15 protein-coding genes and 1 other annotated feature are annotated in these 14,216 nt (G+C 62.5%); of the genes, 2 read left to right on the forward strand and 13 right to left on the reverse strand.

The genetic code is table 11. The features are described from left to right. Window positions 1–23: 23 nt before the first annotated feature. From hemH to ACJ8IN_RS09065, 11 genes are all read right to left on the reverse strand, one after another. Window positions 24–986: a ferrochelatase gene (gene hemH, locus ACJ8IN_RS09015; RefSeq protein WP_033637355.1), complete on the reverse strand. Its 963-nt coding sequence runs from the start codon at window positions 984–986 to the stop codon at window positions 24–26. A gap of 119 nt (window positions 987–1,105) precedes the next feature. Next, window positions 1,106–2,269: a glycerate kinase gene (locus ACJ8IN_RS09020; protein WP_308325477.1), complete on the reverse strand. Its 1,164-nt coding sequence runs from the start codon at window positions 2,267–2,269 to the stop codon at window positions 1,106–1,108. A gap of 9 nt (window positions 2,270–2,278) precedes the next feature. Further along, on the reverse strand, window positions 2,279–3,544 hold the full coding sequence (locus ACJ8IN_RS09025) for a GntP family permease (protein WP_015376868.1): 1,266 nt from the start codon (window positions 3,542–3,544) through the stop codon (window positions 2,279–2,281). Window positions 3,545–3,663: 119 nt separating this feature from the next. Beyond that, complete coding sequence (locus ACJ8IN_RS09030; protein ID WP_039566980.1) at window positions 3,664–4,797, reverse strand: sugar diacid recognition domain-containing protein; 1,134 nt, start codon at window positions 4,795–4,797, stop codon at window positions 3,664–3,666. Window positions 4,798–4,961: 164 nt separating this feature from the next. Then, window positions 4,962–5,606: an adenylate kinase gene (adk, locus tag ACJ8IN_RS09035; RefSeq protein WP_004940261.1), complete on the reverse strand. Its 645-nt coding sequence runs from the start codon at window positions 5,604–5,606 to the stop codon at window positions 4,962–4,964. Window positions 5,607–5,808: 202 nt separating this feature from the next. Beyond that, window positions 5,809–7,674, reverse strand: coding sequence for a molecular chaperone HtpG (gene htpG / locus ACJ8IN_RS09040; protein ID WP_033637352.1), 1,866 nt, complete (start codon window positions 7,672–7,674; stop codon window positions 5,809–5,811). 144 nt (window positions 7,675–7,818) lie between these two features. Continuing rightward, the gene (gene recR, locus ACJ8IN_RS09045) at window positions 7,819–8,424 is read right to left on the reverse strand and encodes a recombination mediator RecR (RefSeq protein WP_004940263.1); all 606 of its coding nucleotides are present in this window, start codon (window positions 8,422–8,424) and stop codon (window positions 7,819–7,821) included. Further along, a complete protein-coding gene (locus ACJ8IN_RS09050) occupies window positions 8,424–8,753 on the reverse strand; it encodes a YbaB/EbfC family nucleoid-associated protein (RefSeq protein ID WP_004940264.1) in 330 nt (109 codons plus the stop codon). Before ACJ8IN_RS09050 ends, recR begins: the two co-directional genes overlap by 1 nt. A 41-nt stretch (window positions 8,754–8,794) precedes the next feature. After that, on the reverse strand, window positions 8,795–10,753 hold the full coding sequence (dnaX, locus tag ACJ8IN_RS09055; RefSeq protein ID WP_047568984.1) for a DNA polymerase III subunit gamma/tau: 1,959 nt from the start codon (window positions 10,751–10,753) through the stop codon (window positions 8,795–8,797). Next, window positions 9,398–9,462, reverse strand: a sequence feature (DnaX frameshifting element). It overlaps the preceding gene by 65 nt. A gap of 92 nt (window positions 10,754–10,845) precedes the next feature. Then, entirely contained in the window at window positions 10,846–11,397 is a 552-nt protein-coding gene (apt, locus tag ACJ8IN_RS09060; RefSeq protein WP_015376864.1) for an adenine phosphoribosyltransferase, read from the reverse strand. 152 nt (window positions 11,398–11,549) lie between these two features. Next, window positions 11,550–11,930 (reverse strand): DUF454 family protein, encoded by a 381-nt coding sequence (locus tag ACJ8IN_RS09065; RefSeq protein WP_060421995.1) that lies wholly within the window; start codon window positions 11,928–11,930, stop codon window positions 11,550–11,552. 134 nt (window positions 11,931–12,064) lie between these two features. Here ACJ8IN_RS09065 and priC point away from each other — a divergent pair, with 134 nt between their 5' ends. After that, entirely contained in the window at window positions 12,065–12,601 is a 537-nt protein-coding gene (gene priC / locus ACJ8IN_RS09070; protein WP_060421997.1) for a primosomal replication protein PriC, read from the forward strand. 103 nt (window positions 12,602–12,704) lie between these two features. Beyond that, window positions 12,705–12,884, forward strand: coding sequence for a pleiotropic regulatory protein RsmS (rsmS, locus tag ACJ8IN_RS09075; protein ID WP_016928837.1), 180 nt, complete (start codon window positions 12,705–12,707; stop codon window positions 12,882–12,884). Window positions 12,885–13,150: 266 nt separating this feature from the next. On the opposite strand, the gene ACJ8IN_RS09080 is transcribed toward rsmS, so the two are convergent. Continuing rightward, window positions 13,151–13,504 (reverse strand): DsrE/DsrF/TusD sulfur relay family protein, encoded by a 354-nt coding sequence (locus ACJ8IN_RS09080; RefSeq protein ID WP_004940282.1) that lies wholly within the window; start codon window positions 13,502–13,504, stop codon window positions 13,151–13,153. A gap of 11 nt (window positions 13,505–13,515) precedes the next feature. Continuing rightward, window positions 13,516–14,190, reverse strand: coding sequence for a multidrug efflux transporter transcriptional repressor AcrR (gene acrR / locus ACJ8IN_RS09085; RefSeq protein ID WP_033637348.1), 675 nt, complete (start codon window positions 14,188–14,190; stop codon window positions 13,516–13,518). Window positions 14,191–14,216: the final 26 nt, after the last annotated feature.

Genomic DNA, 14,216 nt, shown 5'->3' on the forward strand with positions numbered 1-14,216 from the left:
TCTAATATACAGATTATTGATGATTAGAGGCGCTGCGCCACCAGCTGCTGCATCATATCGATATGCGCCGGCTCGTCGTTCAACGCAGAGATATACTCAAACTTCTCGCCGCCGGCCTCGAGGAAGATCTCGCGGTTCTGCTCCTTGATCTCTTCCAGCGTTTCCAGGCAGTCCGCCGAGAAACCCGGGCAAATCAGCTGAATGTGCTTCACGCCCTGCGCCGGCAGCCCCTTCAGGGTCTCATCGGTGTACGGCGTCAGCCACGGCTCGCGGCCGAAGCGCGATTGGTACGTCATCATCACTCGCTCCGGCGCCAGCGGCAGCGTGGCGCTCAGCGCTCGCAGCGTGTCCTCGCAGCGCTGCGGGTAGTCGTCGCCCAGGCGCGCATAGCGTTTGGGGATGCCGTGGAACGACAGCACCAACCGATCCGGCTGGCCATGCTCGGCGAACGAGCGCTCCACGCTTTGCTGCAGCGCGGCGATGTAGGCCGGGTGTTCGGCGTAATCGCGGATGAAGGCCACAGAAGGCAAGCGGCGATAGCCTTTCAGCACCCGCGCTACGCCATCCCATACCGCCGCGCTGGTGGAACAGGAATATTGCGGATAGAGCGGCAGCACCACCAGGTTGGTCACGCCCTGCGCCAGCAGCTTGTCGATGGCTTCCGCCAGGCTCGGCGAGCCGTAGCTCATGCCCAGCTCCACCGGCGTATTCGGCATGCGCGCCGCCAGCGCCCGCTGTTGGCGGCGGCTGTACACCAGCAGCGGCGAGCCTTCTTCCATCCACACCGACTGATAGAGCTTCGCCACGCGCGGCGAACGGATCGGCAAGATCGCGCCGTTGAGGATCGGCCACCAGATCAGCGGCGCCGTGTCGACCACGCGATCGTCACTGAGGAATTCCTTCAGATAGCGTTTGACCGCCGACGAGGTCGGCGCATCTGGCGTGCCCAGGTTCACCAGCAATACGCCGTGTTTCTCTTGCTTCATCTCAGTTCCCCTCATTTCCTTTCCGGCCGGCATTCCGTTCTGGGTCGGGATGTCAGCAGCCATTAATGCCGGCTATTGTAACGGAAAAGTCGTGCATCGAAACCGATAACAGCAACAGGCTATGCCTGTGGGCCTCCCCCTTGCGCCAGTCGCCACACCGCCGCCACGTTGCGCGCCGTCACCTGCAGATTGCGATCGGCGCCCGCCAGCGCTTCTTCCAGCGTCACGATGCCATCGAGCACCGAAAACGCCGCGTCGATGCCGTGTTGATGCACCACCTGGTAATCCGACGTCAGGCTGCCGGCGATGGCGATCACCGGCACGCCGTGGCGCTTGGCCACCCGCGCCACGCCGATCGGCGTTTTGCCGTGGATCGACTGGCTGTCCAGCCGGCCTTCCCCGGTGATCACCAGATCGGCATCGCGCACCGCCTCATCCAGGTGCAGGGTTTCGGTGACGATCTCGATGCCCGGCCGCAAGCGCGCGTTGAGCATGCCGAGCAGCGCCGCCCCCATGCCACCCGCCGCGCCCGCCCCTGGCTGGGTGAGCACCGCGCGGCCGGTTTCCCGTTCCAGCAGCTCGCCATAGTGATGCAGCGCCGCATCGAGCTGCGCCACCATCTCCGGCGTCGCTCCCTTCTGCGGCCCGAACACCGCCGAGGCGCCCTTTTCGCCGCACAGCGGGTTATCGACGTCGCAGGCGGCGGTCACGCTCACCCGTTGCCAACGCGCATCCAGCCCGGCGAGATCGAGATGCGCCAGCTGCGCCAGCGCCGCTCCGCCTGCCGGCAGCGGCCGGCGTGCCTTATCCAGCAACTTCACGCCCAGCGCCTGCATCATCCCGGCGCCGCCGTCGTTGGTGGCGCTGCCGCCGATGCCGAGAATGACCGCCTTCACGCCGCGTTCCAGCGCCGCCAGCATCAGTTCGCCGGTGCCGTAGCTGGTGGTGATGCGCGGATCGCGCCGGCCGGGCGGTGCCAGGTGCAGCCCTGAGGCGGCGGCCATTTCAATCACCGCGGTTTCGCCGTCGCCCAGCAGGCCATAGAACCCCTGCACCGGCTCCCCCAGCGGCCCGGTGACCGTCACCTGGACGATTTCACCGCCGGTGGCCGCCACCATCGACTCCACCGTGCCTTCGCCGCCGTCCGCCATCGGCAGCTTCACGTAGTGCGCCTGCGGGTAAATTTGGCGGAACCCCCGCTCGATGGCGTCGGCGACGCCGAGCGCGCTGAGGCTCTCTTTGAAAGAATCCGGGGCAATAACCACTTTTTTCAGCGTTTTCATCACTGTTCCTTATCCCGCCAGGTTAAATACGCCAAACATCAGCGCCGAGATTGCCGCAATGGTGAATCCCACCAGCGTTTCGTACGGCAGCAGCTTCAGCCGCTCGTGCACCGCCATATTGACGCTGCCGCCGGTGGCGTGGAAGAAGCTGCCGTGCGGCAGATGATCCAGCACCGTGGCGCCCGCATGGATCATCGCTGCGCCGGCCAGCCCGCTCACGCCCAGCTCAAGCAGCGTGGAGCTGAACACCCCGGAAGCCACGGCGGTGCCGGCGGTGGTCGACGCGGTCGCCATCGACATCAGCGCGCCGGACAGCGGCGCCAGCAGCCAGGCCGGCAGCCCGGTGTGCGTTAAGCCGTTAATCAAGACATCCTTCAGCGCCGAGTTGGCGATAATGCCCGCCAGCGTACCGGTGCCGAGCAGCATGATCGCCACAGGCGCCATGCGCGACAGGCCGGAGACCATAAACTGATTGCACTGGCGGATGCGCCCCATCAGCAGCGCGCCCGCCAAGCCGCCGGCCGGCAGCGCGATCAGCGGATCGACGGCGATGCCGGCGATCGGCCGCAGCGACAGCAGCAGGATCGCCACCAGCGGCGCGCTGATCGCTGCAGCGAAGCCCGGCCGCGCCCCTTCGGCATGCTGAGTCAGCTCTTCGGCCATCACTTTGCTGCCTTTATCGCTCAGGCGACGCGCCAGCAGATAGGCCACCACCAGGCCGCACAGCCCCGGCACGATGCCGGCCATCATCACCGAGGTGAGCGGCACGTGGAAATTGTCCGCCGCCGCGATGGTGTTCGGGTTGGGCGACATCACGTTGCCGGCCTTGCCGCCGCCGATCATCGCCAGCAGGATCGCCGCGCGGGAAATGCCGGCCTTTTGGGCTATCGACAGCGCGATCGGCGCGACGGTGATCACCGCCACGTCGATAAACACCCCTACCGCCGTCAGGATCAGTGTAGCCACCGCCAGCGCCAGCAGCGCGCGGGTTTCGCCCACCTTGCGCACGATGGTTTCGGCGATGGTGTGCGCCGCGCCGGATTCGATCAGCACCCCGGCCAGCACCCCCGCCGCCAGGATGCGCATCACGGCGTTGGTGATGCCCTGCGCCCCGCCGATCATCAGCGTTACGGTCTGCACCAGATCGGCGCCGCCGCACAGCCCGCCCGCCAGCGCGCCGGCGATCATGCCGTAAGCCGGCGGCACCTTGCGTAGAATCAGGACGATGGCGACGGCTAACGCCACCAGCGCCCCCAGAGTGGATACGGTTGTCATTGTTGTTTTCTCCGTGGTTGATGTGCAGGCCAACATATCCCGCGCGCCCGGCGTTGGCCTGAGGGGAAACAACAAAAAATCGCCGGGGGAACGGCGTGGAATTTGTGGGTTGGCACAACTCAGTCGTGCATCAGCATGCCGATATATAACCGCAGAGCGTCGGTTAATTGGTTGATTTTCATGCCGGTTATCGCTTCGATACGCTGCAGGCGATAGCGCAGGGTATTGACGTGGATATGCAGCTGTGCGGCGGTCTGCGTCTGATCACAATTCTGCGAAAAATAGTGGCGCAGCGTGCCGCGCAGCACGCCTTTTTCGTCCTGTTCGCCCAACGTCCGCCAGGGGCGACCCAGCTCCTGCGCGCGCCAATCCTCCCCCAGATCGCACAACAGCGAGGGCAGCGGGTAGTCGTGGTAGAACAGCGTGGCGTGACGCAGTTTCAGGCGCTGCGCCATCGCCTGAGTGGCGCGCGCCGTCAGGCTGGAACGATAGGCGCTTTGCGGATCGTCATAAAAACCGCCGACGATCAGCCGCACCCGGAAGCGGTGTTTGAGTTGGTTTTGCAAACGCTGGGCCTGTTGGCGCTCCAGCTTCAGGCTCCATTCGCCCTGCACCATGCAGGCCGGGCGCAGCAGGGTCATTTCATTGAAGCCGGTAATGGCGATCAACGCGTCGCGCTGGGTGGCTTCCAGCTCCGCCAGCAGCTCGCGCAGCAGGTGCGGCTGCGCCTCTTGCAACTCGACGATCCACACGATGCGCGCCTGGCGCAGATCCAATCCCAGATACGCCGCCATCGCCGCCAGCGACGCGGTGTTCGGCTGGGGCTGCAGCAGCTGATTCGCCAGCTCTTCCCGGTAGCGTTTTTCCCACTGGTGCTGATCCAGCAGCGCCGCCTGCTCCACCATCATCTCCGCCGCCATCTTCACCAGCTCGGCGTAGGCGCGCACCTCGGCCGGTTCGCCGGAGATGCCGATCACCCCCACTCGCTGGTTGCGAAAGCTGAACGGCAGGTTGATGCCGGGCCGCACGCCCTTCAGATGTTCGGCGGTGGCGCGGTCGATTTCCACCACCCGGTTCTCCGCCAGCGCCAGCACGGCGCCTTCATGGCGCTGGAACAGGCGCTGCGGGTTGCCGGAGGCGATAATCACGCCGTTGCTGTCCATCACGTTGACGGAATGGCTGATGATGCCCATCGCCCGCTGGACGATCTGGCGCGCGGTGGCTTCCGCCAGAAGATTGGTTTGTCTGAGCATGCCCGCTCCCTGCTGAGGGTGAAAACGCAGGCTTGTTATACGCTATTTGGCGCGGGCGATTAACGGGCACGGCCGCAACAAGCCGCCGCGATCACAATTTGGCGGGAAAACGGCAAAAAAAACGCCGGGCCACAGGCCCGGCGTCATGCACAACGTGCTTGCGATCAACCGAGGATGGTCGCCAGCTCTGCGCTCACTTCGGCCACCTTGCGGGTGCCGTCGATTTTGCGGTATTGGGTGTTGCCCGCCGCCGCTTCTTTGCTGTAGTAAGAGATCAGCGGCGCGGTCATCTGATGGTATTCCACCAGGCGCTTGCGCACGGTCTCTTCCTGATCGTCCTTGCGCGTGGTCAGCTCTTCGCCGGTCACGTCGTCTTTGCCTTCCACCTGCGGCGGATTGAACTTCACGTGGTATACGCGGCCGGACGGCGCGTGCACGCGGCGGCCAACGATGCGGTCAACGATCAGCTCGTCCGGCACGTCGAACTCCAGCACGAAGTCCACGTTGATGCCGGCTTCTTTCATCGCGTCAGCCTGCGGAATGGTGCGTGGGAAACCGTCCAGCAGAAAGCCCTTGCGGCAATCTTCCTGAGCGATGCGCTCTTTGACCAGCGCGATCACCAGCTCATCGGTCACCAGCTTGCCGGCGTCCATGATCTCTTTCGCCTGCTTGCCCAGTTCACTGCCGGCCTTCACGGCTGCGCGCAACATATCACCGGTGGAGATTTGCGGAATGCCGTATTTCTCCATGATGAATTGAGCCTGAGTACCTTTACCAGCGCCCGGAGCGCCCAGCAGAATGATACGCATTGCGTAAATCCCCTTGCTATGTAGTTTTTATAAAATTGCGAAAACGCTCAACGATACCATTTCAGGGGGGGCAGGCTCAAGGCGCGCGAAGGAAATCGATTGCGGAATGTGCAAAAAAACGGACGAACAAAAAGCGAGAAAAGGCGGGGAAAAATCGGCAATGCGCCCCTAACGGTGCCGTTAAGGGCGCATATTTTCAGTTTCAGGCGGACAGCAACTTGTTCATGCGACGGATGAACAGGTTCGGATCTTCCAGCGTGCCGCGTTCAGCCAGCAGCGCCTGATCCAATAACAGGTCGATCCATTCGGCGAAATGTTCGTTATCGCCCACATCGGATGCGCGTTTGACCAGAGCATGCTCCGGATTAAGCTCGAAAATGTACTTCACTTCCGGCGCCTGCTGGCCGGCGGCGGCGAACAGCTTGGCCATCTGGGTGCTCATTTCGTCGGCGTCGGTCACCACGATCGCCGGCGTATCGGTCAGGCGGTGCGTCAGGCGCACATCCTTCACCCGCTCGCCCAGCAGGGTTTTCACGCGTTCGATGAACGGCTCCAGCTGCTTCTCGGCGGCCTTCTGCTCTTCGGTTTCATCCGCCAGTTTATCCAGCGTTTCATCCGCTTTGCTGACCGACTGGAACGGCTTGCCGTCGAATTCGGTCAGATAGCTCATCATCCACTCGTCGATGCGATCGGACAGCAACAGTACTTCGATGCCTTTCTTGCGGAACAGCTCCAGGTGCGGGCTGCTCTTGGCGGCGGCGTAGCTGTCGGCGGTGATGTAGTAAATCTTCTCCTGCCCTTCCGCCATGCGGCCGACGTACTCTTCCAGCGACACGGTCTGCGCCGAGCTGTCGCCGTGGGTGGAGGCAAAGCGCAGCAGTTTGGCGATCGCTTCCTGGTTGCCGTGGTCTTCCGCCGGGCCCTCTTTCAGCACCAGACCAAACTGCTGCCAGAATTTCTGGTAGCCTTCGGCGTCATCTTTGGCCAGCTTATCCAGCATTTGCAGCACGCGCTTGGTCAGCGCGCCGCGCAGGTTTTGCGTCACGCGGCTGTCTTGCAGGATCTCGCGCGACACGTTCAGCGGCAGATCGTTGGAGTCGATCAGGCCGCGCACGAAGCGCAGGTAGTTCGGCATGAACTGCTCGGCGTCGTCCATGATGAACACGCGCTGCACGTACAGCTTCAGACCATGCTTGTGATCGCGGTTCCACATGTCCCACGGCGCCTGCGCCGGGATATACAGCAGACTGGTGTACTCCTGCTTGCCTTCTACCCGGTTGTGGCTCCAGCTCAGCGGATCGGTGAAGTCGTGGGCGATGTGCTTGTAGAACTCTTTGTACTCTTCGTCGGTCACGTCAGCCTTGCTGCGGGTCCACAGGGCCTGCGCCTTGTTGATCTTCTCCCAGGTGACGGTGTCGTCTTCTTCGTTTTTGCTTTCGATCTCTACCGGCAAGGCGATGTGATCGGAATATTTGCCGATCACCGAGCGCAGGCGCCAGGCGTCGAGGTACTCATCTTCGCCTTCGCGCAGATGCAGGGTGATTTCGGTGCCGCGCGTCTCTTTGGTGATATCGGCGATGGTGTAGTCGCCTTCGCCGGCGGACTCCCAGAACACGCCTTCGTCATCGGCGGCGCCGGCGGCGCGGGTGCGCACGGTCACTTTGTCCGCCACGATGAACGCCGAGTAGAAACCGACGCCGAACTGGCCGATCAGCTGGCTGTCTTTCGCCTGGTCGGAACCGATGGATTCCAGGAACGCTTTGGTGCCGGACTTGGCGATGGTGCCGAGGTTTTCGATCACTTCTTCGCGGCGCATGCCGATGCCGTTGTCGGCGATGGTCAGGGTGCGCTGCTCTTTATCGAAGGACAAGCGTACACGCAGCTCGCCGTCGCCGGCGTACAGCTCTGGCGCGGACAGGGCGCGGAAGCGCAGCTTGTCGGCGGCGTCAGAGGCGTTGGAAATCAGCTCGCGCAGGAAAATTTCTTTGTTGGAGTACAGCGAATGGATCATCAAATGAAGCAGCTGTTTTACTTCAGACTGGAACCCGCGGGTTTCTTGACCTTTCATACTCATTGATTACCTCAAAAGACAATGGCTACCAAAATCGAACAATGAGGATCAGATGAGGGTCAGGGTCTTGTTTTTCAAGCGGACGGCGGGAGATTTTTGGCAAAAAAATGACGGGGCCGAACGGCCCCATCCGGGAAAACATCAGAACTTGATGGCGTGACGCCCGGCCAGCGAATGCGACAGCGTGGTGCCGTCGACCATCTCCAGCTCGCCGCCCACCGGCACGCCGTGGGCGATGCGGCTGGCGAGCACGCCATACTGGCCGCACATCTCGGCGATGTAGTTGGCGGTCGCTTCCCCTTCCACCGTCGGGTTGGTGGCGAGGATCACTTCGGTGATGCTTTCCTTTTCCAGCCGTTGCTCCAGGCGATCCAGACCGATATCGCCCGGCCCGATGCCGTCCAGCGGCGACAGATGCCCCATCAGCACAAAGTAGCGCCCGGCGAACTGGCCGGTCTGCTCGATGGCGTGGATATCCGCCGGGCTTTCCACCACGCAAATCTGGCCGTTTTGCTGACGGCGCGGATTGGCGCAGATGGTGCAGACGTCCTGCTCGGTGAAGGTGCGGCAGTCGGCGCAGTGGCCGATTTCCGACATCGCGCGCGTCAACGCCTGCGCCAGGCGCATGCCGCCGCTGCGATCGCGCTGCAGCAGCTGAAACGCCATGCGCTGCGCCGATTTCGGGCCGACGCCCGGCAGGCAGCGCAGCGCCTCCATCAGGGATTCAAGGAGCGGGCTGGTTTGCATCAGAACGGCATCTTGAAGCCAGGCGGCAACTGCATGCCGCTGGAGACGGAGGCCATCTTCTCTTTCTGGGTCTCTTCGATGCGGCGCGCGGCGTCGTTGAACGCGGCGGCGATCAGATCTTCCAGCATCTCTTTGTCGTCTTCCATCAGGCTAGGATCGATCTCCACGCGGCGGCAGTTGTGCGCACCGTTGATGGTGACCTTCACCAGGCCCGCGCCAGACTCGCCGGTCACTTCCAATTTGGCGACTTCTTCCTGCATCTGCTGCATTTTTTCTTGCATTTGCTGGGCTTGCTTCATCAGGTTGCCCAGACCGCCTTTACCAAACATAGTCGTCTCTCGTCGCTAGGGCCGCGCACCTCGCGCGGCGTTTAAAGGGGGCGGATACTCTCTTCATCCAGATCCGCGTCGAAGAACCGGCACAGCGTCTGAATATGGGTATCCGCAACGATGGACTGGCGCGCCTGCGCCAGCTTTTCTTCATAGATGGCTTGTCGCCACTCCAGCGGGGTGCGCTCCGCCGGATTATCGTCCTCTATCACGGTCAGCTCGATCGGGCTGCCGTACAGCTCGCCGAGCGCTTCGGCCAGCGTCTTCTGCGCCGAAGGCGAATTCAGATGACGCTGCGAAGACCGCAGATGGAGGCAAATCTTGCCCGCTTCCGGCTGCTGCTTGAAGGCGTTCAACGCCAGCTGCTGCACCAGTTTCGGGATCTTCAGCCTGTCGATTTCCGCCGCCCAGGCGTCGCGCTCCAGCGACTCCACCACCAGCTTGGCGGCCAGCTCCGGCGTTTTCTCGTGCTCCAACGCCGTGCGCAACGCTTTCGGCGTCGCCAGCGGTTCCGGCGCCGCTTCCGGCTCGGTCTGCGCGCGCCAGCGATAGGCTTCCGGCTTGGCCGGTTTTTCCGGCACCTTCTTCTCCGCCAGACGCTGCTGGCTACGCTCGGTCACGGAAGCCAAACGCCCCAGCGCCGAGTTTGCCGGCCGCGCTATTCCTGGCGCCGCCGGCTCATTCTTTTTTGGTGTGGATGCTCCCTGCTGCCGCTGCAGCTGGGACCGCGCTTTCAACAGCTGGGCGGTGGCATCCGGTAATGGGGTCGATGATTGCCGCGACGGCGCGGCCGGCTGCCCTAGTGGCGGCGGCGCGTCCTGAAACTGCGGCGGCTGTTGCGATGCGGCGGCCTGCGGCTGCGCCATCGGCGCCGGCGCGGTCTGCACCAACGCCACCGGCTCCGGGATCACCGCTTTCGGGTGAAACGCCAGCGCGCGCAGCAGGGTCATCTCAACCCCCATGCGGCGATCCGGCGCATAGGCCAGCTCTTTGCGGCCGACCAACAGCGTCTGGTAGTAAAGTTGCACATCGGCCGGCGGCAGGGTGCGCGCCAGCTCACGCAGCCGTTGTTCCACGGCGGCGTACTGATTGTCGAGCATCGAAGGCAGCAGCTGCACCATCGCAATGCGGTGCAGCAGCGCCAGCGTCTCCACCAGCAGGTTTTCCCAGTCCACGCCGCGCGAAGCGGCCTGTGCGACCTGAGCCATCACCTTTTCGCCGTCGGCGCTGACCAGCGCTTCGAGGATCGCCAGCGGCTGTTCGTCATCGAGCGTGCCGAGCATCTGGCTGACGGTGGCGGCGGTCACCTGCCCCTGCCCCATGGCGATCGCCTGATCGGTCAGGCTCAGCGCATCGCGCATGCTGCCGTCGGCGGCGCGCGCCAGCAGCTGCAGCGCGCGGGCGTCGCTGGTGATCTGCTCCGCCGTCAGCACCGTTTCCAGCTGCTGGCGGATCTGATCGACGTCCAGCGCCTTGAGGTGGAATTGCAGACAGCGCGAGAGAATGGTCACCGGCAGCTTTTGCGGATCGGTGGTGGCCAACAGGAATTTGACGTGCGGCGGCGGCTCTTCCAGCGTCTTGAGCAACGCGTTGAAGCTGTGGCGCGAGAGCATGTGCACTTCATCGATCAGGTAGACCTTGAAGCGGCCGCGCGCCGGCGCGTACTGAACGTTGTCCAGCAGATCGCGGGTATCTTCCACCTTGGTTCGGGAAGCGGCGTCGATCTCGATCAGATCGACGAAGCGCCCCTGCTCGATCTCGCGGCAGTTGTCGCATTGGCCGCACGGCGTGGCGGTGATGCCGGTTTCACAGTTCAGGCCTTTGGCCAGCAGGCGCGCGATGGTGGTTTTCCCCACGCCGCGCGTGCCCGAGAACAGATAGGCGTGATGGATCCGCCCCAGCGAGAGGCCGTTGGCCAGCGCGGTCAGGACATGTTCCTGGCCGACCACGTCTGCGAACGTTTGAGGGCGCCACTTACGGGCGAGAACCTGATAGCTCATTAATACCGGAGAAGTCGAGGAATCTGGAGGGTCATGCTAACACAGCCCCGCGGCGATCCGCGAGGCCGTTGTGCCCAAGGGGCGATGCCACATCAATGGCCGGCGAAGTCCACCAGGCAGTAGCAGTCGATGCCCAGCTTGTTCAGACGCGCTTCCCCGCCCAGATCCGGCAGGTTGATGATGAATGCGGCGTCGTTCACTTCACCGCCCAGGCGGCGGATCAGTTTGGTGGTCGCTTCTATGGTGCCGCCGGTCGCCAGCAGATCGTCCACCACCAGCACTTTGTCACCCGCGGTGATGGCGTCGGTGTGGATCTCCAGCTTGTCGGTGCCGTACTCCAGCTCATAGCTTTCGCTGAGCGTGGCGCGCGGCAGTTTGCCCGGTTTGCGCACCGGCACGAAACCGACGCCCAACGCCAGCGCAACGGGCGCGCCGAACAGGAAACCACGCGCTTCGGTACCCACCACCTTGGTCACGCCCGCTTCGCGATAGCGCTCAACCAGCAGCTCGATGCTGGCGGCGTAGGCCAACGGGTTTTCCAGCAGGCTGGTCACGTCGCGGAACAGGATGCCCGGCTTCGGATAATCCGGGATGGTTTTGATACTGTCTTTAATAAACTGAAGCTGCTGCGCAGTAGCGGTCATAATTGTTGCCTGATAAAACTGCCTGAAAACCGGCGCGCCGCTCACCCGCCGCCCCGGGTGAAACACACCGGAGATGAAGTGGCAGGCGATCCGCGCACGAAAACGCCCAAATCTATGCAAACTGGCGGACAAATGCAACCGGCGGCGCACAATCAGCGCTGTTTTTGTTGCGGCAGGTCAATAACCGGCAGGCGCAGCATAAAGGTCAGCAAAATGGCCAGCATCAGCAGCAACAGCCCGCGCACCCACCAGATTTTCACCAGCCACAGCGAACAGGCGAAGGTGAGCACGATCACCAGCACCGCCTTCCACTTCGCTCCCGGCGGCAGCGCACGATACTGTTGCCAGTGGCGCAGGTAGGGGCCGAACCAGGAACGGTGCAGCAGCCAGTGATGAAAGCGCGGCGAAGAGCGGGCGAAACACCAGGCGGCCAACAGCAGAAACGGCGTGGTCGGCAACAGCGGCAACACCACGCCCAACGTCGCCAGCACCACCGCCAGCCAGCCCAAAATGATCAATAACCCACGCGTCATGCGGCTCTTCGCTCCTCAATCGGTTGCCGCCTACTGTAGCATCGGCGCCGCGCCGGCGGAATATGCGTGCGGCGCTTGTTTCACGGCAGGATCGCGGGCAAGCTTACGCCTGTTGAAATCAAGAGGGAGCTTATGTGAGCACTCAGCGTCTATTACAGGTGTTGGCACAGCAGATCGCGGCGCTGGCGGCCGAAGTGACCCCGCGCGGCGATGTTCCGATCCCGCAGGCGCGCTTCGACGCCGCCCTGTTCGCCAACCGCGGCACGCGGTTGCGCGACTACCTGGCCGAGGTGGAGAAGAATTTCGCCCAGCTGCAAAGCGCCGCCAACGACAGCCGCACCAGCCAGGTGGCCTTTCTGGCCGAAAAACTGGTGGCTCAGATCGCCGCCCTGCAGCGCGAGCTGGCCACCCAGGCGCTGCGGCGCAAGAACCAGCCGAAAGAAGCCCCCGAGGCCGATCTGTACCACAAGCTGGCCGAGCATCAGGACTACGAACGCCGGCTGGTCGCCATGATTCAGGATCGGGAAAGCCTGCTCGGCCGCCAGACCACGCTGGCGACGCAGCAAAAGCTGCAGCACGAGCTGGCGGCGCTGGAGGGGCGCCTGATGCGCTGCCGCCAGGCGCTGGCGCGCATCGAGCGCAATATCGAGCGCAAAGAAAACGGTTTTTGAAGATTTATCACAATATTTTAATGATTATTCCCGGTTGCGCGCCGGGTTCACTATACTCAGCCGGTACGCGAGTTATTCATTCCATTAATTAAGCGCAGGTGCTATGTCTCTGGAAAACGCCTCACCCGAACTGCAGCTGGCGGTAGACTTGATTTACCTGCTGGAATGCAACGAGATCGATCCGGCCACCGCGCTGGCGGCGCTGGATATCGTCAAACGGGATTATCAGGAAAAACTGCAGCGCGCCGGCGTCACCTCCCCCTATCTGCCTGCCGGACAGTAATCAGGGACAGCGCCGCTGTCCCTTTCGTCTTTCAACGCTCATCAGCCCGCCTTCGTCCGGCGAGCTGAGCGCGCAAATAAATAAGGAAAAAAAAAGCGTGTCGCGGCGGCGATGCGCCGACAAACGTGAGCGGCGTCAGAGAAGGCAGAATCAATCAGCGCTGCATGATTTAGCTTCGGATCGGTTAAGAAGCCTGAAGATTGTCACGGCCGCCGGCGGGCAACGAACAACAAAAACGTTGCAGCTGATGGCCCGTTGCAGCGGAATCAGAAAGTCAGCACTTTTTCCGCCGCCAGCGTCCACTGCGCCAGCTCGACCAACGTACCGATCGCCACGCCGTCCGCCAGCGGCAAGCGGCTGACGCCGCGCGCGTCGGCACAGGTCTTGCACAGCTTGACCGGCACCTGCTGCGCGGTGAGGATCTCCAGCATCTGCTGCAGGTGGTATCCCTCGTGCGGCTGCTGCCCGGCCAGCCCGGCCACCACCGCATCGGACATCAGAAACAGCCGCAGGTCGAGACTGCTCTGCTGCTCTTTCATGGCGATGGCCAACCGCAGCGCATTGAACAAGGATTCATGGCCATAGGCGGCGCCATTGGCGATGAGAACAACTGATGACATGAAATCTCTCCTTATAAAGGAAGGCGGTCGGCGTCAGACGTCGCCGCGTCGGGTTTGAGGCGCAAGGTAGGGCAAAACTGCAGCATTTCCAAAAACGCGTCCACCAGCGCTTCGGCTTCGGCCCGTAGATCGAAACTTTCCGGCATAAACAGCCAGTTTTCCATCAGGCCGGTGATATAACCGCGCAGGATGATCGCCGCGCGGCGGGTATGTAAATCGGCGGGTAATTGCCCGTGGTGAATGCAGTTATACAGCACCGCTTCAATGCGTTCGTAGCCGGCGAGGTAGAGCACCTTGCGCGAATCCAGCAGCGGCATCATTTCACCGACAAACTCGCATTTGTGGAATATAATTTCCATCAACGCCCGCCTACGGCCGTCTTCAACCGTAGACGTCAGAATGTAAATCAGAATTTCTCGGATAACCCGCAGTGGATTATCGGGAAACTTTGCCTGATACTCTGTTTCGAGCTGGTCAATTTTCGGCTCGGTAGATTCCCAAACTTCATTAAACAGGTCTACCTTATTCTTGAAGTGCCAGTAAATGGCTCCACGCGTAACCCCGGCAGCGGTGGCAATATCTGTCAGTGACGTTGCAGCAACGCCACGTTCAGAGAACTCTCTCACCGCAGCATCAAGGATTTGCTGTCGGGTTTCTTGCGCCTGCTGTTTGGTTTTTCGTGCCATGGCATTGTTATTTAGGGGGAGTGTGA

This window comes from Serratia sp. CY31944 (assembly GCF_052169175.1).
Lineage (GTDB): Bacteria > Pseudomonadota > Gammaproteobacteria > Enterobacterales > Enterobacteriaceae > Serratia > Serratia sarumanii.